Below are 18720 nucleotides of genomic sequence, written 5' to 3'. Positions count from 1 at the left end.
GAAAATCAATAAATTACAAGCCCTAAATTTTTTCAATCACCTCACTCTGTCATTCCGAGCCGAGCGAAGCGAGCCCTGAGCCGTAGGCGAAGGGCCTGCGAGGAATCTCCAGATTTTTCAAATCAAGAGATCCCTCGGGCTTTGCCCTCGGGATGACCCTTAGTAACTGAACAGCCTCATTTGTTGTAAAATTTAAAAATTATAACACATGAAAACTTACTTTGCCTAATAATCTCGATTTTCTTCCATCAGTTTCCTACTTTCAATATGGTAAGATAAAACTATAAAATCTAAAGGAGGTATGGCATTGGAGAGATTGAAAGATATGATTTTTAGACTTTCTGAGAAAATCAACAAGCAGATAAACATAATGGAAGTATGCGGAACTCATACTGTAGCTATTTTCAGACATGGTATAAGAAGCATTATTCCATCAAATATAAGACTATTAAGCGGCCCGGGATGTCCTGTTTGTGTAACACCTGTAGAGGATATTGACAGAATGCTCTTTATAGCAAAAAAGCCAGAGGTCATTCTTACCACCTTTGGTGATATGATGCGAGTTCCAGGAAGCAATGGCTCACTTTACAGGGCAAAAGCAGAAGGCGCCGATATAAGAATGGTCTATTCTCCTTTAGATGCTCTCAATATAGCAGAGCAAAATCGTGAAAAAAAGATTGTTTTTTTTGCCGTTGGATTTGAGACCACCTCTCCCCTTATAGCCGCAACTCTTTACGAAGCTGACAGAAGAGGAGTTCCGAATTTCTTCATTTACTCAGTCCATAAACTTGTTCCTCCTGCACTGGAGGTTCTCATAAATACGGAAGACTTAAAGCTTGATGGTTTTATTCTTCCCGGACACGTGAGCACAATTATTGGAAGCAAGGTCTACGAGTTCATAGCTTCAAAATACAAGAAAGCCTGCGTAATTACAGGATTTGATGCCGATGATATTTTAAATGCCATAGCAATGCTACTGATGCAGATTATAGAAAAATCGCCAAAGATAGAAATTCAGTATAGGGATGCTGTTAAACCTGAAGGAAATCCAAAGGCCGTTGAAATTCTGTATCGTTACTTTGAGCCCTGTGATAGTAACTGGCGAGGAATAGGTATAATTCCCAATAGTGGATTAAGATTAAAAGAAGAATTCCTACACCGAGATGCCCTTAAGCTTTTTGACATACCAGAAATAAAATCAGTAGAACCACGGGGCTGTCAATGTGGTCTTGTTCTGAGAGGAATTAAAAATCCTCCTGAATGTCCCCTGTTCGCTAAAAAATGCACTCCCGAAAATCCTGTAGGCGCCTGTATGGTAAGTTCAGAGGGAAGCTGTGCTGCCTATTACAAATATGGTGCGAGCTAATCTACTTCAACAATTCTGTATGAATGTGTTATTTTCGCCGAATGCTCAAGCGTTGCTTTAACGGAACAGTATTTGTCCATCGAAAGCTGAACAGCTCTTTTCACAGCCTCTTCTGAGAGATTTTTTCCCTTTATGATAAACTCAATCTCAATTTCTGTAAATCTCTTTGGATACTCTTCAGGCTGCTTGCCCTGGATATTTATTTCAATTCCCCGAAGGTCTTGTTTTTTCTTAGCGAGAATCGAAGCAATATCCATACCACTACATCCTCCCAACCCCACAAGCAAAAGTTCCATAGGCCTCATTCCCGTATTCTCACCACCGAAGTCAGGATGGGCATCCATAACTATCGCATGACCTGTGCCAGACTGTCCTACAAACTGCATTCCTCCTGCCCATTTTACCTTTGCTTTAATCATATAGCCCTCCTACTTTATTTATTTAAAAATGAAAATAACAAAAAGAGTCTCAAAATCTCAACTTAAGCTCTTCTCTTTTTCCAAAGCAATTATACTCTCTCTTACTCTTTCAACTAACACCTCTACATCAGAAAAATTCTTTTCCGAGTTTATAGCTGCTCCAATGAAGACTGATATTTTAGTTATACTGGGAATAAATTTTCCTCTTGGCAGCGCCTCGAAAGTTCCCTCTATCAGAACAGGCACAACGGGAACGCCTGTTTGAATGCTCAGAATGGCAAAACCTCTCTGAAAATCCCTCAGTTTACCATCAAAAGACCTTCCACCTTCTGGAAATATACAGAGAGAAAAACCTTTCATTAGGATTTCCTTTGACCTTTCCATTGCTCCTATTACTTCTCCATCACTGCTTATGGGTATGACATTTATTATCTCAGATATTAATCGATAGGGAAAAAACTTTTTCAATCCTTGGAAATAAAGATTTTTTGAAATTCTGAAAGGCAGTGAAGCAAAGAGCACAAAACCATCAAAATAACTCGTATGGTTAGGAGCTATTATAAAAGGCTTAGAAGGCAGTCTCTCTAATCCGTGAACTTTAAGTCTGTAAAATGACTTAAAAAAAATTCTTAAAAGCAAATGGGCTGTCATTAAAATACCAATCTGCAATATTTTAAAAAGCCTGCCTCTATGCTTTTTAATCTCTGTTTTTTCAACAAATGGTAATCCTTTTAATCTATCCACATCTCTTATAACATCCTCAACCGTCGCCCAGTTATTGGTAATACTGTCCGTAAGCTTTATGGAAAATCTCTTTTCAATGGCAAGAGCAAATTCTATCCTGCTAATTGAGTCCATGCCGAGGTCTAATTCAAGATGGTCTGATGGTTTAATAGATGTTACAGAAGGAATGATAAATTTTATTATTTCCTCGATTACCTTGCCGGTTTCATTAAGAACCTCAGAGATAGTTTCCTTAAGTTTCTCCCTATCTGCATCTTCTTTTATAATTTGCTTTATTAAAAATCTTCTGAATTTCCCAAGTCTTGTTTTAGGTAATTCCTTATTGTATAAATGAAAACCCATTATTCTCATGTAAGATGGCAAAGTTCTTGATACAGCATCTAACTCCCATTTCAAATTGGCTTTAATGTTTACTATGCCCTTTTGCCTTGCGTAATTTAAGTCAGGAACAATGATAGCCTCCATTGTGTCAAGAATGCAGATTTCTTTAATTAGGGGTATTCTTTTTCTGTAGCTCTCCTCCACATCTTCAGGATATATTGTTTTACCAGAGGAGAGCACTATCACATCCTTTTTTCTTCCTGTTATGTAAAGGTAGCCTTCTTCGTCTATATATCCAAGGTCTCCTGTAAGAAACCAGCCATTCTGAAAAGACTGCCTTGTAAGTTCTTCATTTTTATAATAACCTTTCATGACAAGAGTTCCCTTTACTGCTATCTCACCTATTCCTTCCCTGTCAGGAGCTATTATTTTCAACTCAACTCCATCAAGGGCTTTTCCTGCAGAACCAGGTTTTCTTTTGTTTTTAGGATTGAAACTTACGACAGGTGAAGTTTCTGTAAGGCCATATCCCTCAATAACTGTAAACCCAAAAGCCTCCATATCCTTCATAACTTCAGGGTCAAGCCTTGCGCCTCCAGAGGTAAAAAATCTGAACTGCTTTCCTGTTTTGAGATGAAGAAAGAAAAATACTAATTTGCCGATGTTGATATCAAACTTTCTCCTTAGAAAAGAGCTTAGCTTCTTGAGACTTATTAAAAATAAGTTTGCTGGAAAGGGAATTTTTCTTATTTTCTCTGATATCTTTCCACTGAATAATTCAAGAATCTTAGGAACTGCAACCAAAGCAGTTATCTTAGCTTTTTTAATTGTACTTAATATCAACTCACCCTTTATCTGTGAAAGAAATGTTACCGTTGCTCCGCTGCAGAACGGAACAAGAAAGCTGCATACAAAGGGATAGGTGTGATGGAGAGGAAGAATACAAAGTATATTTTCATCGCTTTTTATTATATCGGTCTTTTTAATTGCCTCTATTTGAAAAATGAAATTTTCATGGGCAAGTATTACTGCCTTAGGAATACCAGTTGTGCCCGATGTGTAGATTAGCGATGCTGTAGAATAAACAGGAATGGTGGAAGGATTAATTTTTTCCGTTGATTGTAAATTCTTGATTTTTTCTATATTAAATCCTTTGTAATCTTTAACGTTTTCTGCTGTCTTGTCAGAATAGAAAACGAACTTTGCTTCAGAGTTTTTTACAATGCTTTCAACTGTCTGTTTATCCATCTCAACATCCAAAGGAACTGCCACTGCACCACTTAAAATAATAGCTATGTAAGAGATACACCACCAGGGAGAATTATCTGCGTAAATTATTACCCTGTCTCCGAAAGATATGTAATTTTGCAAAAATGAACAGAGCCTAAATGAATAGTTTTTAACGTCATCATAAGTAAGACTTCTCCAATTTTCATATTCTTCTGTTGAGGCTAAATAATTGAATGCTGTTTTAGTGTTGTATTTAGTGAAGGCTTCTAAGAAATACTCTACCAAGCTCATCTCAGTAATTATAGCAAGTATTCATCCCATTCTTAAAGTAAAAACAAAAGATTAGAAAGTTATAGGCAATTTAAATTACACTATTGAATTAAATCTTATGCTATACAAAAAGCAGATATTAAGCTGGTGTCTTTTTGATTTTGCCACCTCAAGCTATTCCGCTGTAATTGCCTCAATTATTTTTCCTGTATACTATGTAACCTATATTGCTTCAGGCTCAGGAGTTGGTGATTTATGGTGGGGTAGAGCAATCTCCCTAAGCATGTTAATGGTAGCGGTTTTATCTCCCTACTTAGGAGGTATAGCGGATTATGCGGGAATAAGAAAAAGAATGTTATTTTTCTTCGTATTTATCGCTGCTTCTTCGATAGCATCTCTTTCTTTGCTAAAAAAAGGGGACATTATTGAGGGGTTTACGCTGGTAGTTTTGGCAAACTTTTCAATTGAGGCAGGAGTTGTATTTTACAATGCCTTTCTTCCTCTGATAGCAAAAGAAGGATATTTGGGCAGAGTTTCCTCATGGGGTTTTGGAATAGGATACGTAGGTTCAATTTTTTCTCTCCTAATAGGGCTTTATTTTATTCGGAAAAATCAGTATGAATTAATATGGAGCTTTGTAGCTATTTTTTTATTTGTTTTTTCTACACCTTTGTTCTTAATTATGCCCGGCGACGAGAAGAAGAATGCCTTTTTAAAATCTGCATTTAAAGGAATGAAGTTTATCATTAGTAATTTTTTCAAACTATGGAAAGATAAGAATCTGAGGAGATTTTTCATCGCCTATTTTTTATACATGGATGGAGTAAATACAGTCATAGTTTTCTCAGGCATCTACGCCACCGTAACAATCGGGCTTAACTCAAAAGAGCTTGTATTGCTTTTCATAGTAGTTCAGTTTACAGCTTTTCTTGGAGCTTTTCTTCTTGCAAAAGCTTCGGACTCATGGGGTGCGAAAAATATTATTTTTTTATCTCTTATCTTGTGGATAATAGTGTGCATATCAGCTTTTTTCATCACCTCAAAAGAAACATTTTTTGTTGTTGCTTCTTTAGCTGGAGCAGGACTGGGCACAGTGCAGGCCTCGTCAAGGGCATATTTTTCAAAATTTATACCTTCTGGCCATGAATCTGAATATTTTGGCGTCTACTCTATGATTGGTAAAACCTCTTCCATATTAGGACCAATACTTTTTGGAGAAATATCCAAACTCACGGCAAGTCAAAGACCGGCAATCCTTGCTGTAACAACACTTTTCATCGTAGGATTACTAATTTTAAGAAGCTCCGAAAAAAATAAAAATGTTACTTCATGAACCCCCTTTCTTATCCTTAAAAATTAGTCTTACGATTATGTTACAATTATGCAGATGAAAACTCCTTTTGAAGACAATGACATAAAATTCATGCGGAGAGCTTTAACCCTTGCAAAGAAGGGAAACTGGCGCACCTCTCCAAATCCAATGGTAGGTGCTGTTGTTGTAAAAGACGGAAGAATTATAGGCGAAGGATATCATAAAAAAGCTGGTCTGCCTCATGCAGAAGTTGAAGCCATAATGAATTCGAAAGAATCCCTCAAGGATGCTACTCTCTATGTAACTCTCGAACCTTGCTGCCATAGAGACAAGAGAACCCCACCATGCACTGATGCAATAATAGAAAAGGGCATTTCGAGAGTTGTTGTGGCAATGAGAGACCCCAATCCTAAAGTTTCAGGCAAAGGCATTGAGACTCTGAAGTCTCATGGCATAGATGTTAAAGAAGGCGTTCTTGAAAAGGAGGCTTTAAAACTTAATGAATTCTATGTGAAATATATAACGACTCGCGAGCCTTTTGTTATCTTGAAAACTGCCATGACCCTCGATGGAAAAATAGCAACACCAAAGGGAAATTCTAAATGGATAACCTCTGAAAAATCGAGAAAATATGTCCATATTATCAGGTCAAGAGTAGATGCTTTGCTTTCAGCCTATGGCACAGTCATTCATGATAATCCTCTTTTTACTTCAAGAATAAAAAATGGTAAGAATCCTCTGAGAGTAATCATTGACCCAGAACTCAAGATACCTCTTAACTTCAATGTTTATAATCCTCCACCTAAAACAATTGCTGTAGTCCATTCAGACTTTATAAATCAGGACAAAGCTAAAGATTTAATGAAAAGAGGAGTTGAATTGCTTGAATTTTCTTCTGAAAAAGTTGACCTCTCCTGGTTAATGAAAGAGTTAGGCAAGAGAGATATAACATCCCTGTTGATAGAAGGTGGTTCATCTCTCAATTCTTATGCTTTATGGAGCGGAGTTGTAGACAAAATAATGATTTTTGTAGCACCAAAGATTATCGGTGGCTTCAACTCTTATCCTGTAGTAGGAGGAAAGTTATACAGAGATATACCCGAGGCTTTTAAGGTTAATAATCTCAGAATAAAGCGAATTGGAAACGATATCCTAATAGAGGGGTATATTGAAAAAGACTTGAAAAATTTTTAATTTTAATGTAAAGTGTATTAATTAAAAAATTAATCCATGAAAGGAGGTGAAATATCATGAGAAAACTTTTAGCAATTGCCTTAGCTGCTATGTTCGCTGTTACCTTTGGTTGTGCTTCTAAGGATTATGTTAAACAGGAGATTGACCCTCTTGTAGACAGAATAGGTAAGCTTGAAAGCAAAGTTGATGCTCTCGATAAAAAAATTAACGAATGTTGCAAAAAAGCAGATGAAGCAGTAAGCAAAGCAGAGGCCGCCGCTCAGAAAGCTGAAGCTGCTGCAAAGAAAGCCGAAGATGCAGCAAATAGAGCAGAGGCTGCATCCCAGAAAGCAGGCAAGGCCTTTGAACTTCAGCAGAAGAAATAGTATCGAATTATTTAGCCACAGGTTATTTTTCATAGCCTGTGGCTATTTTCTAAATTACCTTTATTTGTCATTCTGAAACAGGTCAAGGAAGGCCTGAGTCATTAGATGAGGAAGGTTAAAGAGAAATCTCTTCATATACCGCAAGATGTCATTCCGAACTCAGTGAGGAATCTCATCTTTTTGGAGACCCTTCGGCTTCGCCTCAGGGTGACAAAACAGAGAACCATTACAATGTTTTAACGCTCTGTCATTTAGAGAATTTCTTCCCTCGTCATTCATAGGAGAATAAGCAACGAAAAATATCGCCTTTGCCGAATCAATTGGAATGCTCTTATTAACTAAACAGTCTTTTAAGACTTTCAATTTTCAACATTATCAAAACTACCTCTAACTCGGCAATTTCTATATCCAATCTCTGTTCTGCTATAATAAAAATTTATTAATCGGGTCTAAAGGAGGAAAAATGTTTCGTGATAAATACTGTGCAGCCTTAAGAGAAGAAGACATTGGTAAGAGCTTCAAGCTATGTGGATGGGTTTTCAGAAGAAGAGACCACGGCGGGCTTATCTTTATAGACCTGCGAGACAGAACGGGAATTATCCAGATAGTCTTCAGTCCTGACATATCAAAGGAAAGCCATGAAAAAGCCCATACCTTACGAAGTGAGTATGTAATTGCTGTAAAAGGTATTCTCAGAAAGAGACCTGAAGGAACGGAAAATCCAGAACTTGAAACAGGAACAGTGGAACTTTGGGCAGAAGAACTGGAGATTCTAAATTTAGCAAAAACATTACCTTTTCAGCTTGACGAAGCTGAAGAGACAACGGAACTCTTGAGATTAAAATACAGATATCTTGACTTACGCCGAAAGGAGATGCAAAGAAACTTTCTTATCAGACATCAGGTAACTCTATCTGTGAGAAATTTTCTTGACAGAGAAGGCTTCATCGAAATTGAAACTCCCATGCTCACAAAATCAACTCCCGAAGGTGCCAGAGACTTTCTTGTCCCGAGCAGATTAAATCCGGGGACATTTTATGCCCTTCCCCAATCTCCACAGCTTTTCAAGCAGATTCTTATGATGGCAGGCTTTGATAGATATTTTCAGATAGTCCGTTGCTTCAGAGACGAAGACTTAAGAGCAGACAGACAGCCCGAGTTCACTCAGATTGACCTCGAGATGTCCTTTGTTGAAAGTGAAGATGTCATTGAAATGGTTGAAAAAATGATTTACCGGGCTTTCAAAGATGTTCTCGACTTGGAATTGACTATACCATTCAAGAAATTGACTTATGATGAGGCCATGAACAGATACGGTTCAGATAAACCGGACTTAAGGTTTGGAATAGAAATAGAAGACGTAAGTGAAATAGTGCAAAACAGCCAATTTAAGGTATTTCTTGATACGTTACAGAAAAAAGGTGTTGTTAAAGCCATAGTTGGCAAAGGTCTTGCCTCTATGTCAAGAGGGGAAATAGACAAACTCGTTGAGAAAGCTCAGACTTTTGGCGCAAAGGGACTTGCCTGGATTAAAGTGAAAGAGGATTTTGAATCTCCAATAGCTAAATTTTTCCCAATGAACATTCTTAAAGAAATTGCTGAAAGAGTTAAAGCTGACAAAGGTGACATGATACTTTTTGTTGCAGACCAGAACTCTACTGCCAATACAGTTCTGGGAAAACTTAGACTCGAAATCGCAGAGATGACCAAAGTTGAACGAAAGGGTTTCTCCTTTGCTTGGATTGTTGATTTTCCGCTCTTCGAATGGGATGAAGAGGAGAAAAGATTTGTAAGCATGCATCACCCATTTACAAGCCCTCAAGATGACTATATAGAAAAGATACTCAATATGCCCTCAGAGGCATTTTCAGACCCCGACAGTCCAATTAGGGAAGCAAAAGCAAAAGCATACGACATAGTATTAAATGGATACGAGCTTGGCGGAGGAAGTATAAGAATACACAATGCCCAGATACAAGAAAAAATTTTTAAAGTTCTTGGCATATCAGACGATGAAGTAGCCAAAAGATTTGGCTTCTTTGTTGAAGCTCTTAAATACGGAACGCCACCTCACGGAGGTATTGCCATAGGACTTGACAGAATGGTAATGCTTATGACAGGTGCAGACTCCCTAAGAGACGTAATCGCCTTCCCTAAAACACAAAAAGCTTTCTGCCCCTTAAGTGAAGCACCATCAGAGGTGGATGTAAAACAATTGAGGGAATTGAATATAAAACTGGATATTTAAGTTATAATAGAAAAATGAAAAAAATAAGCATTGACCGAGTAAAACCGGGGATGAAAATCGTAAAAGAAGTCATAAATGAGGCAGGGATGGTCGTTGTCCCAGCAGGTAAAGAGTTAACAGAGTCTCTTATAAACAAACTTACCATGATGGATATACAGCATGTTTACGTGGAAGGTGAAAGAGATTTACCTCCTAAAGACGATGTTCTAAGAGAAATTGAGATTAGATTTAAAAGAATAGATGACCCCATAACTTTAAGCATAAAAAAAGCATTGCTCACTCACATAGAGGAACTTTATAAATGAACTCTCAAGAAGTCCTTGCAAGAGTTGAAAAAATAGAAAGCCTTCCGACAATACCACCTATTTTAAGAAAAATTCTTGGACTAATAGAAGACCCTTCTGTATCACTTAAGAAAATAACAGATTTTGTAGCCTCTGACCCCACCCTTACGGCAAGAATACTAAAAATGGTAAACTCGCCTGTATATGGCTTCCCTGGAAGAATATCCTCTGTAAGCCATGCTATGGTAATACTTGGGCTAAATGCGGTAAAAGGGCTTCTTTTAGGTGTGTCTGTCTTTGAAATAATGCAAAAAAGCATGATAGGACTTTGGGAACATTCTCTCTCCAGTGCTATATTTGCAAGAATAATAGCAACAAGAAAAGAATTGGCCTCTCCAGAGGAAATATCTATCGGAGCCCTACTGCATGACATCGGAAAAGTGATTCTCATAATGGCCTTGAGAGATGAATACTTGCAAATTGTTAACTCTATCAATGGAAATGAAAGACACATCTTTGAGATAGAGAGGGAAAAATTGGGCATAACCCATGCAGAAATCGGAGGGGTAGTTGCAAAAAAATGGAATTTTCCCTTAAAGCTTATTGAACCAATAATGTATCATCACAGGCCTCAGTTAAGCGATAAATTTAAAACAGAAGCAGCAATCGTTCATGTGTCAAATATACTTGCCCTTGCAAGGGGCATAGGTTACTCCGGTGAAGTGTACGTTCCTGCGGTAAATCCTTCTGCATGGGAAATATTAGATTTAAAAGAAAAAGACCTTTTAGAAATCTTCAAAGAAGCAGAGGAACCCCTCAATAGTTCCGGTGACATTTTTTCATCTGATGAATAAAAAAATAATAGCTATAGGCAAAGATACCAAAATAAAAAAAACTATAAAGAAAAATTTTCTTCAAGCTCCCTACGATTTATATTTATTTGAAGATGAAAGAGAAGCTCTACAGATAATATACGATGAAATTCCTGAGCTTGTGCTTGTGGAGGCTCTGCAAAATCCATTAATTGAAATATCTATCATAAACAGCTTAAAAAGTGACCCTCTCTTTGTCTCCATGAATGTAATTGCCATAGTATCCTCCGATTTTAATACAAATGACTGGAAAAATTTTCTGATTGATGACTATATACGAGTAGACGACCTTGAATTAGACCTTTTAATGCGGGTGAACCTTTCCTTTGAAAGAGTGGAAAGAGTAATTGCCACAAGTCCTCTTACAAAACTTCCCGGCAATTTGGTAATACAAAGAGAAATTCAGAAACGGCTTGACAGAGGAGATATATTTGCCTTAGCATATGCAGACCTCGATAATTTCAAGCCCTTCAACGATAAGTATGGATTCTCAAGGGGGGACGAAGTAATTAAAATGCTCGGCAGACTCATTCTAAATATTGTTCGTTCTGACCAGCCTTCTGGAAGTTTCGTAGGACACATAGGAGGAGATGACTTTGTTTTCATCATGTCTCCTGACAAAATTGAAGCAACAACTCAGAAAATCATAGATATGTTCGACAACCTCGTAATAAATTTTTATGATGAGGAAGACGTAAGAAAGGGACAGATTGAATCAATAAATCGAGAGGGAATTAAACAAACCTTTCCTATAATGACTGTGTCAGTAGGGATAACATCAAATCAGCATAGAAACTTTGCTCACTTCAGTGAAATGGCAGAGACTGCTTCTATCATGAAATCTTTTGCTAAAAAACAGAAAGACAAAAGATACGCTGTAGATAGAAGAAAAGGATAGAATAATTTGACTAAAAACTAATTTTTTAATTAAACTGTTTAATTATGCTTCAAAAATTCATAGTTGCTAACTGGAAAATGAACAAGACAATCAGGGAAGCAGTCAACTTTCTAAGTCAATTTATTCCCTCTGTGGAAGGCACAAAAGACAGAGAGATTGGAATAGCTCCAACATTTCTATGCATTGAAACCGTTGGAAAGGCCTTAAAAAATACCAACATAAAACTCTGCGCACAAAATGTTTTTTATGAAAACAAAGGGGCATATACAGGAGAGGTATCTCCATCGATGCTTAAAGATGCAGAAGTTGAATACGTCATAATTGGCCATTCGGAGAGAAGAAAATACTTTCATGAAACAGATGAGATAATCAACAAGAAAGTTCAAGCTTCCCTTAAAGAAAAGCTAAAAATAATTCTCTGCATTGGAGAAACCCTTGAGGAAAGAAAGCTCGAAAAGACGAAGGAGATTTTAGAGACTCAAATAAAAGGTGGATTGAAAAATATAGAACATGTCGAGGCTTTAACAATAGCCTATGAGCCTGTATGGGCAATCGGAACAGGTGTTGTAGCTACCGAAGAACAGATAAAAGAATCCCATCTTTTTATTAGAGAAAAACTAAGAGATATTTATGGTGAAATAGCCAATGAGATAAGAATTCTTTATGGAGGAAGCGTAAGCCCTGAAAACATTAAAAGTATCATAACATTAGACAATGTTGATGGCGTTTTAGTTGGTGGAGCAAGCTTAGACCCTTTAAGTTTTGCAAAAATTGTAAAGTATGACCAAAAATGAGATAGACAGGAGGAAAAAATGAAAACTTTGCTTTTAGTATTTCACATAATTCTATGTTTTGTAATGATTGCGGTTGTGCTTCTTCACAGAGGAAAAGGAGCAGAGTTAGGTGCTGCTTTTGGAGGAGGCTCTTCTCAGACACTTTTCGGACCAAGAGGCGCAGCAACATTTTTAAACAAACTTGCTACCGTAGTAGCAGTTCTATTTATGCTTTCTTCATTTTTTCTTACTTACATGACAACGAGAACAAAATCTGTCATAAGCGATATAAATGTTCCTGCCCAAACGCAGCCACTAAAACCAGCGCAACAACCATCAGGTGAGCAACCGCAACAAAAATAGATGTCTATAAAATATGTTAGATTACTTGTCTTTGCCGTCCTTCTATTAATATCCTGCCAACGACAGCCAGACATAAAGGAACCTTTTTCGCTCACTGGCGCTTCTTCAGCAGATGCAAAGAGACTTCTGCCTCTTTTTGCCTCCGACAGTGCAAGTGCTGACATAAGTGGAAGAATTTTCAACGGTCTTACTAAGTATGATAAAGACTTAAACATAGTCGGTGACCTCGCAGAAAGCTGGAGTATTTCAAAGGATGGAAAAGAGATAGTCTTTCATCTGAGAAAGGGAATAAAGTGGCACGATGGAGAGGAGTTCACCGCTGAGGATGTGGTATTTACATTTAAGGCAATCACTAATCCCAAAAATCCCACACCCTACAGCAGTAATTACGGACCTGTAAAAGAAGTTAAGGCTCTTGACAAATACACGGTGAAAGTATCCTATGAAAAACCCTTTGCTCCTGCTTTAGAATCATGGGGGATGGGAATTTTACCAAGACACTTACTTGAAGGCAAAGAACTTTTTAGCTCCTCTTTGAACAGACATCCTGTAGGCACAGGACCGTACAAGTTTAAAGAATGGGTTACAGGACAGAGGATTATTCTTGAGAGGAATGTTAATTACTTTGAAGGCACTCCATTTTTTGAAAAATTCATATCCCGAATAATACCTGACCCGGCGACGATGTTTCTTGAGTTGAGATTTGGAGGTATTGATTTTATGGGACTTGCTCCAGCTCAGTATAAACACTATGGAGAAAAGTCTGATTTTAAAAAATATTTCAATGTCTATAGATATCCTTCTTTTGGATACACATACATAGGCTATAATCTGAAAAATCCTCTATTTACCGATAAAAAAGTAAGGCAGGCCATTGCCCATGCTGTAAATAAAAAAGAAATTATCGAAGGAGTACTACTTGGCTATGGCACACCCTGCACCGGTCCTTTTCCTCCGGCATCGTGGGCTTATAATCCTAATGTGAAAGATTTTGAATACTCTCCTACGCTGGCTAAAAGGATACTTGAAGATTTGGGGTGGAAAGCTGGTGATGATGGAATACTGGTAAAAAATGGCCTGAAGTTTTCTTTCGTGCTCCTTGTAAATCAGGGAAATGAAGCAAGATTAAAAACTGCTCAAATCATAAAAGAACAACTAAGGCAAGTAGGAATAGAGCTGAAAATAAGAGTTCTCGAATGGCAAAGTTTTCTTGAACTTGTCACTAAAAGACAGTTTCAGGCTGTCCTTCTTGGCTGGTCACTCTCCCGTGACCCCGACCTCTATGATATCTTCCATTCGTCAAAAACACGACCAGGAGAGTTTAATTTTGTAGGTTACACTAATCCAGAAGTGGACAGATTGATTGAAAAAGCCAGGGAAACATTAAATAAAGAGGAAAGAAAAAAGCTCTACTGGAAAGTTCACAGCCTCATTACTGAAGACCAACCTTACACATTTCTGTATGTTCCCGACGCAATAATAGCGGTCAACAAGCGAATAAAAGGAATAGAGCCCGCACCAGCAGGAATCTGGTATAACTATATCCACTGGTACGTGCCAAAAAATAGGCTGGACTGGTATAATTAAATTTATGGTTCGTAATTTTTATGCTAAGCTAATAATGGGGATAGTGCTATTAACTGCTTTTCTATTCACAGGGCTTCTCTATGCCCAAGAAGATACATTGGCCAGACTTGAGTCTGCCTATAAAAACATTAAAGATGCCAATGGTAGTTTCATTCAGACAAGTTACATAAAAGAGTTGGACAAAGTGCAAAAATTCAGAGGAAGATTTTTCATTAAAGAAGACAAAGTTAGGTGGCAGTACACAGGAGATTTCAGCCAGACAGTGTATCTCGATAAAGACACCCTTGTCATTTACGATAGAGCCAGACACCAAGCCATTAAAACAAGCTTTAATAGCCAGAAATACGGACAACTGCCGATTGCTCTTTTAACAAGAATGGCAGTGATTGATAGAGATTTTGAAATTAAGCAGAAATCTGAAGACAATCTTCTGCTTATTCCAAAGACAAAAATGGGAAATATAAAAACAATTGAGATACTCATTCAAGAAGAACCGTTTCCAATAAAATCAATGAAAGTTACTGACAGCAGTGACAATTCATTAAAAATTGAATTTAATTCAGTAAAAATTAACACAAATTTGAAGGACTCAATATTTAAATTTATTCCCAAAAAAGATGACACTATTCTAACACATTAAAAACCTTCAATCATTCGCACAAAGGGAGGACAACATGGCCAAGAAAAGAATTGCCATAACAATGGGTGACCCCGCAGGAGTAGGACCGGAGATAATTGTTAAAGCTTTTGCTCAGGAAGACATATATAAAATCTGTGCTCCTCTGGTTATAGGAGATAAGGCTATAATTAAAGAAGTTATAAACTCTATAGGAATAGACTTTGACCCTGACAACATAGAAATTCTAAATCTAAACGCCATAAAAAATCCATCAAAACTAAAAAAAGGTATGCCCTCCGAAGAAAGCGGAAAAGCAGCTTACTCTTACATAAAAAAAGCTGTTGAACTTTACAATCTTGGTGTAATTGAGACAATTGTAACCTGTCCCATATCAAAATGGGCAATTAAAATGGCTGGCCTTCCATGGAATGGACATACAGATATGCTTGCTGAGTTAACGGAGACAGAAAATTACGCTATGGCGTTTTACAGTGAAGCCTTAAAAATAGTTCTTGCAACAATTCATGTTCCCCTAAAAGATGTGCCCTATCTCATAAAGAAGGAGAAAGTAATAAATTCCATATTCTTTGCAAATAAAGCCTGCGCCATGCTTCAGATTGAAAATCCCCATATAGCTGTCTGTGGGCTTAATCCGCATGCTGGTGAAGAGGGTATGTTAGGAAGGGAAGAGATTGAAGAAATAGCGCCAGCAATAAAAGAAGCAAAAGCACTGGGCATAAATGTCTCGGGGCCTTATCCTGCAGACTCAATTTTCTGGAGGGCATACAATGGCGAGTTTGACATTGTCGTAGCCATGTATCACGACCAAGCACTTGCACCCTTTAAACTCGTAGCCTTTGAAAAAGGTGTAAACTTTACAATGGGACTTCCATTTATCAGAACATCTCCAGACCACGGAACAGCCTATGACATAGCATGGCAGGGTAAAGCCTCTCCGACGAGCCTCATTGAGGCTATTAAACTTGCAGCAAGGATGGTGAAGGAATGAAACTTTTCTCGCCTTTTGAGATTAAATCAATTAAAATCTCTAACAGAATTGTTCGTTCTGCAACCTATGAAAAGATGGCAGATGAAGATGGTTTTGTTACAGATAAACTGATAAATCTCTATGTAAATCTGGCAAAAGGTGGTGTAGGTTTAATAATCACAGGAAATGTCCTGGTGCATATATCTGGCAGAAGTGCACCCAAAATGCTTTGTTTGCACAATGATTTTTACATTGAAGGATTAAAAAAACTGACAGATGCTGTGCACGATGAAGGTGGTAAGATTGTAATTCAACTAAGTCACGGTGGAAGGCAGTGTGCCTCCATTTTCCTTCATGGCAGACAGCCTCTCGCACCATCAGCCGTATATGAACCTGTATACAAGGTTACTCCAAAAGAAATGACCCAAGAGGAAATCTGGGAGATAGTCGAATCCTTTGGAAAAGCTGCAAGAAGAGCAAAGGAGGCAGGCTTTGACGGCGTTCAAATTCACGGTGCCCACGGATATCTTGTCAATCAATTTCTTTCGCCCTATACGAACAGACGGAATGACTATTGGGGAGGAGATGAAGAAAGGAGATTTCACTTTCTTGAAGAAGTTTACAACAGCATAAGAGAAAACGTAGGATACGATTATCCTTTAATGATAAAGCTAAACGCCTCCGATTTTATTGAAGGAGGCCTCACTCTTGAGGAAAGTCTCAGAATAGCAAAAAGGCTTGAAAATCTCGGAATTGATGCAATAGAGGTAAGTGGCGGTATAGTTGAGTCAAAACCAGATGAAAGACCTGTGAGACCGAAAATAGATTCGAAAGAGAAAGAGGCTTATTTTAGAGAATTTTCAAAGGAGTTCAAAAAGACAATAAAAGTTCCTATTATGCTTGTCGGAGGAATTCGTTCAAGAAGCACCGCAGAGGATATTCTCGAGAAAAATGAGGCAGATTTGATATCTCTTTCAAGGTCGCTAATTAGAGAACCCGATTTACCTAAAAAGTGGGAAAAAGGCAAAGACACAGCCGATTGCATTTATTGTAATGGTTGTATGCGATTTATGAAATTAGAATATGTTAAATGCACACAACTTGAAAAAAAGAGATAAATTGCTATATTTTATTTGATAAAAGAGGCTGGTCAATTATTAAAGGTCATTCCGAGCACCCTCAATGGGTGCGAGGAATCTGACCCTTAGGGTCACCCTGAGGCGAAGCCGAAGGGTCTTCTCCTTAAATCGGAAAGAGGAGATTCCTCGCCTTCGGCTCGGAATGACAGAGAAGAAGAGCTCGGAATGACAGATGGAGGTAATTGAAAAATTTTAGAGCTTGTAATTTATTGAATCTCAATAGGTTACAGGTTTTTGAACAGTCTCTGATAAAATCAAAGGAGGTTGATTTTGGAACTCCATAAATTAACACTGACTGAGATATCAAAAATGATTAGTAAGGATGAGGTAAGACCTCATGAAGTTATAATCGACGTGTTTAAACGGATTCAACAAGTTGAGCCTAAAGTAAGGGCATACATCACCTTAACCACCGATAAGGCATACGAAATGGCCAGAGAAGCGGAAAATGCAATTTTTACCGGTAAGAAAAGCTTACTCACTGGCATACCAATAGCTGTAAAAGACAACATCTGCACAAAAGGCATTCTTACTACTTGTGCATCAAAAATTCTCTACAACTTCTATCCACCATACGAAAGCACCGTTACTTCAAAACTTCTCAGGCAAAAATACATCCTAACTGGGAAAACAAACATGGATGAATTTGCAATGGGTTCATCCACTGAAAACTCTGGATTTCACATAACAAAAAATCCTTGGGACTTAGATAGAGTTCCCGGTGGTAGCTCCGGTGGAAGTGCCGCAGCAGTGGCAGCCGATGAATGTATAGCCGCTCTTGGCTCTGACACAGGAGGCTCCATAAGACAGCCTGCATCTTTTTGTGGAGTAGTAGGATTAAAACCAACTTATGGTAGAGTATCCCGTTTTGGTCTTGTTGCATTTGCCTCATCTCTTGACCAGATAGGTCCTATCACAAAGTGTGTAGCTGATGCAGCCTTGATGATGAATGTTATCTCAGGTCATGACCCGATGGACTCTACCTCTGCACCCATTGAGGCAACGAATTTTACAGAGTATATTGGCCAGGAAGTAAGAGGCTTGAAAATAGGGATTCCAAAGGAATACTTCATAGAAGGAATGGATGAAGAAGTTCAAGAGCGAATTAAAGAAGCTATAAAGCAGTTAGAAACTCTTGGATGTATTCCTGTTGAAGTTTCACTGCCCCATACAGAGTATGCTGTAGCCACTTACTACATAGTTGCAACCTCTGAAGCCTCTTCAAATCTTGCGAGATATGACGGCGTTAAGTACGGTTTAAGAGCAAGGGGTAACGACCTCCTTGATATGTATTTGAAAACTCGCTCCAAAGGCTTTGGTCACGAAGTAAAAAGAAGAATCATGCTCGGCACTTATTCCCTATCAGCAGGTTATTACGATGCCTATTACAAGAAGGCATTACAGGTAAGAACTCTCATAAAGAGAGACTTTGAAAAAGCCTTTGAAGATGTTGACTATATTGTAACTCCCACAGCACCCTCTCCGGCATTCAAAATTGGAGAGAAGATAGACGACCCCCTTCAGATGTATCTGTCAGACATATTTACGATTTCCGTTAATCTTGCAGGAGTGCCGGCTATATCAATACCATGTGGTTTTAATAATCAGGGACTCCCCATCGGCCTTCAGATAATCGGTAAACCCTTTGACGAGGCAGGCTTACTTCAGTTAGCATATGCCTATGAACAATCAACTCCGTGGCATAAAATGAAACCAAATTTATAGGAG

Annotated in this window: 17 protein-coding genes; 15 read left to right on the top strand and 2 right to left on the bottom strand. The window is 38.0% G+C overall.

Annotation, left to right across the window (positions count from 1 at the left end; all coding sequences use genetic code 11):
• The first annotated feature begins 301 nt into the window (after positions 1-301).
• Entirely contained in the window at positions 302-1366 is a 1065-nt protein-coding gene (hypD, locus tag ACZ430_RS09825) for a hydrogenase formation protein HypD (protein ID WP_440871065.1), read from the top strand.
• Here hypD and ACZ430_RS09820 read toward each other — a convergent pair.
• A complete protein-coding gene (locus ACZ430_RS09820) occupies positions 1363-1785 on the bottom strand; it encodes an OsmC family protein (RefSeq protein WP_297213320.1) in 423 nt (140 codons plus the stop codon). The two genes, hypD and ACZ430_RS09820, sit on opposite strands and share 4 nt — an antisense overlap.
• 57 nt (positions 1786-1842) lie before the next feature.
• Positions 1843-4371: an AMP-binding protein gene (locus ACZ430_RS09815; RefSeq protein WP_297213323.1), complete on the bottom strand. Its 2529-nt coding sequence runs from the start codon at positions 4369-4371 to the stop codon at positions 1843-1845.
• Positions 4372-4468: 97 nt separating this feature from the next.
• On the opposite strand from ACZ430_RS09815, the gene ACZ430_RS09810 reads away from it, so the two are divergent.
• The 14 genes from ACZ430_RS09810 (at position 4469) to gatA (ending at position 18717) form a co-directional block, all read left to right on the top strand.
• Positions 4469-5683, top strand: a complete 1215-nt coding sequence (locus tag ACZ430_RS09810) for an MFS transporter (RefSeq protein WP_297213325.1) — start codon at positions 4469-4471, stop codon at positions 5681-5683.
• 48 nt (positions 5684-5731) lie between these two features.
• The gene (gene ribD / locus ACZ430_RS09805; protein WP_440871066.1) at positions 5732-6856 is read left to right on the top strand and encodes a bifunctional diaminohydroxyphosphoribosylaminopyrimidine deaminase/5-amino-6-(5-phosphoribosylamino)uracil reductase RibD; all 1125 of its coding nucleotides are present in this window, start codon (positions 5732-5734) and stop codon (positions 6854-6856) included.
• Between the two features lie 56 nt (positions 6857-6912).
• On the top strand, positions 6913-7221 hold the full coding sequence (locus ACZ430_RS09800) for an Lpp/OprI family alanine-zipper lipoprotein (protein ID WP_297213332.1): 309 nt from the start codon (positions 6913-6915) through the stop codon (positions 7219-7221).
• Between the two features lie 463 nt (positions 7222-7684).
• Positions 7685-9469 carry an aspartate--tRNA ligase gene (gene aspS, locus ACZ430_RS09795; protein ID WP_297213336.1) on the top strand — a complete coding sequence of 595 codons (1785 nt, stop codon included), beginning with the start codon at positions 7685-7687 and terminating at the stop codon, positions 9467-9469.
• Between the two features lie 14 nt (positions 9470-9483).
• Positions 9484-9774, top strand: a complete 291-nt coding sequence (locus tag ACZ430_RS09790; RefSeq protein ID WP_297213339.1) for a hypothetical protein — start codon at positions 9484-9486, stop codon at positions 9772-9774.
• Entirely contained in the window at positions 9771-10607 is an 837-nt protein-coding gene (locus ACZ430_RS09785; protein ID WP_297213342.1) for an HDOD domain-containing protein, read from the top strand. Before ACZ430_RS09790 ends, ACZ430_RS09785 begins: the two co-directional genes overlap by 4 nt.
• The gene (locus ACZ430_RS09780; protein WP_297213346.1) at positions 10600-11523 is read left to right on the top strand and encodes a GGDEF domain-containing protein; all 924 of its coding nucleotides are present in this window, start codon (positions 10600-10602) and stop codon (positions 11521-11523) included. Before ACZ430_RS09785 ends, ACZ430_RS09780 begins: the two co-directional genes overlap by 8 nt.
• Positions 11524-11567: 44 nt before the next feature.
• Positions 11568-12317, top strand: a complete 750-nt coding sequence (gene tpiA / locus ACZ430_RS09775) for a triose-phosphate isomerase (protein ID WP_297213349.1) — start codon at positions 11568-11570, stop codon at positions 12315-12317.
• A gap of 18 nt (positions 12318-12335) precedes the next feature.
• Entirely contained in the window at positions 12336-12659 is a 324-nt protein-coding gene (gene secG / locus ACZ430_RS09770; RefSeq protein ID WP_297213352.1) for a preprotein translocase subunit SecG, read from the top strand.
• Positions 12660-14246 carry a peptide-binding protein gene (locus ACZ430_RS09765; RefSeq protein ID WP_297213355.1) on the top strand — a complete coding sequence of 529 codons (1587 nt, stop codon included), beginning with the start codon at positions 12660-12662 and terminating at the stop codon, positions 14244-14246.
• Positions 14247-14250: 4 nt separating this feature from the next.
• Positions 14251-14886 (top strand): LolA family protein, encoded by a 636-nt coding sequence (locus ACZ430_RS09760; RefSeq protein WP_297213358.1) that lies wholly within the window; start codon positions 14251-14253, stop codon positions 14884-14886.
• A gap of 34 nt (positions 14887-14920) precedes the next feature.
• A complete protein-coding gene (gene pdxA, locus ACZ430_RS09755) occupies positions 14921-15874 on the top strand; it encodes a 4-hydroxythreonine-4-phosphate dehydrogenase PdxA (protein WP_297213361.1) in 954 nt (317 codons plus the stop codon).
• A complete protein-coding gene (locus ACZ430_RS09750) occupies positions 15871-16971 on the top strand; it encodes an NADH:flavin oxidoreductase (RefSeq protein ID WP_297213364.1) in 1101 nt (366 codons plus the stop codon). Before pdxA ends, ACZ430_RS09750 begins: the two co-directional genes overlap by 4 nt.
• A gap of 291 nt (positions 16972-17262) precedes the next feature.
• Positions 17263-18717 (top strand): Asp-tRNA(Asn)/Glu-tRNA(Gln) amidotransferase subunit GatA, encoded by a 1455-nt coding sequence (gene gatA / locus ACZ430_RS09745; RefSeq protein ID WP_297211452.1) that lies wholly within the window; start codon positions 17263-17265, stop codon positions 18715-18717.
• Positions 18718-18720: the final 3 nt, after the last annotated feature.

This window comes from Thermodesulfovibrio sp. TK500a (assembly GCF_055381765.1).
This window is presented reverse-complemented; position numbering and strand designations above follow the sequence as displayed.

Excerpts from the sequence above, each read along its gene's own strand:
- hypD (WP_440871065.1), top strand. The coding sequence starts at position 302 with ATGGCATTGGAGAGATTGAAAGATATGATTTTTAGACTTTCTGAGAAA.
- ACZ430_RS09820 (WP_297213320.1), bottom strand. The coding sequence starts at position 1,785 with ATGATTAAAGCAAAGGTAAAATGGGCAGGAGGAATGCAGTTTGTAGGA.
- ACZ430_RS09815 (WP_297213323.1), bottom strand. The coding sequence starts at position 4,371 with ATGAGCTTGGTAGAGTATTTCTTAGAAGCCTTCACTAAATACAACACT.
- ACZ430_RS09810 (WP_297213325.1), top strand. The coding sequence starts at position 4,469 with ATGCTATACAAAAAGCAGATATTAAGCTGGTGTCTTTTTGATTTTGCC.
- ribD (WP_440871066.1), top strand. The coding sequence starts at position 5,732 with ATGCAGATGAAAACTCCTTTTGAAGACAATGACATAAAATTCATGCGG.
- ACZ430_RS09800 (WP_297213332.1), top strand. The coding sequence starts at position 6,913 with ATGAGAAAACTTTTAGCAATTGCCTTAGCTGCTATGTTCGCTGTTACC.
- aspS (WP_297213336.1), top strand. The coding sequence starts at position 7,685 with ATGTTTCGTGATAAATACTGTGCAGCCTTAAGAGAAGAAGACATTGGT.
- ACZ430_RS09790 (WP_297213339.1), top strand. The coding sequence starts at position 9,484 with ATGAAAAAAATAAGCATTGACCGAGTAAAACCGGGGATGAAAATCGTA.
- ACZ430_RS09785 (WP_297213342.1), top strand. The coding sequence starts at position 9,771 with ATGAACTCTCAAGAAGTCCTTGCAAGAGTTGAAAAAATAGAAAGCCTT.
- ACZ430_RS09780 (WP_297213346.1), top strand. The coding sequence starts at position 10,600 with ATGAATAAAAAAATAATAGCTATAGGCAAAGATACCAAAATAAAAAAA.
- tpiA (WP_297213349.1), top strand. The coding sequence starts at position 11,568 with ATGCTTCAAAAATTCATAGTTGCTAACTGGAAAATGAACAAGACAATC.
- secG (WP_297213352.1), top strand. The coding sequence starts at position 12,336 with ATGAAAACTTTGCTTTTAGTATTTCACATAATTCTATGTTTTGTAATG.
- ACZ430_RS09765 (WP_297213355.1), top strand. The coding sequence starts at position 12,660 with ATGTCTATAAAATATGTTAGATTACTTGTCTTTGCCGTCCTTCTATTA.
- ACZ430_RS09760 (WP_297213358.1), top strand. The coding sequence starts at position 14,251 with ATGGTTCGTAATTTTTATGCTAAGCTAATAATGGGGATAGTGCTATTA.
- pdxA (WP_297213361.1), top strand. The coding sequence starts at position 14,921 with ATGGCCAAGAAAAGAATTGCCATAACAATGGGTGACCCCGCAGGAGTA.
- ACZ430_RS09750 (WP_297213364.1), top strand. The coding sequence starts at position 15,871 with ATGAAACTTTTCTCGCCTTTTGAGATTAAATCAATTAAAATCTCTAAC.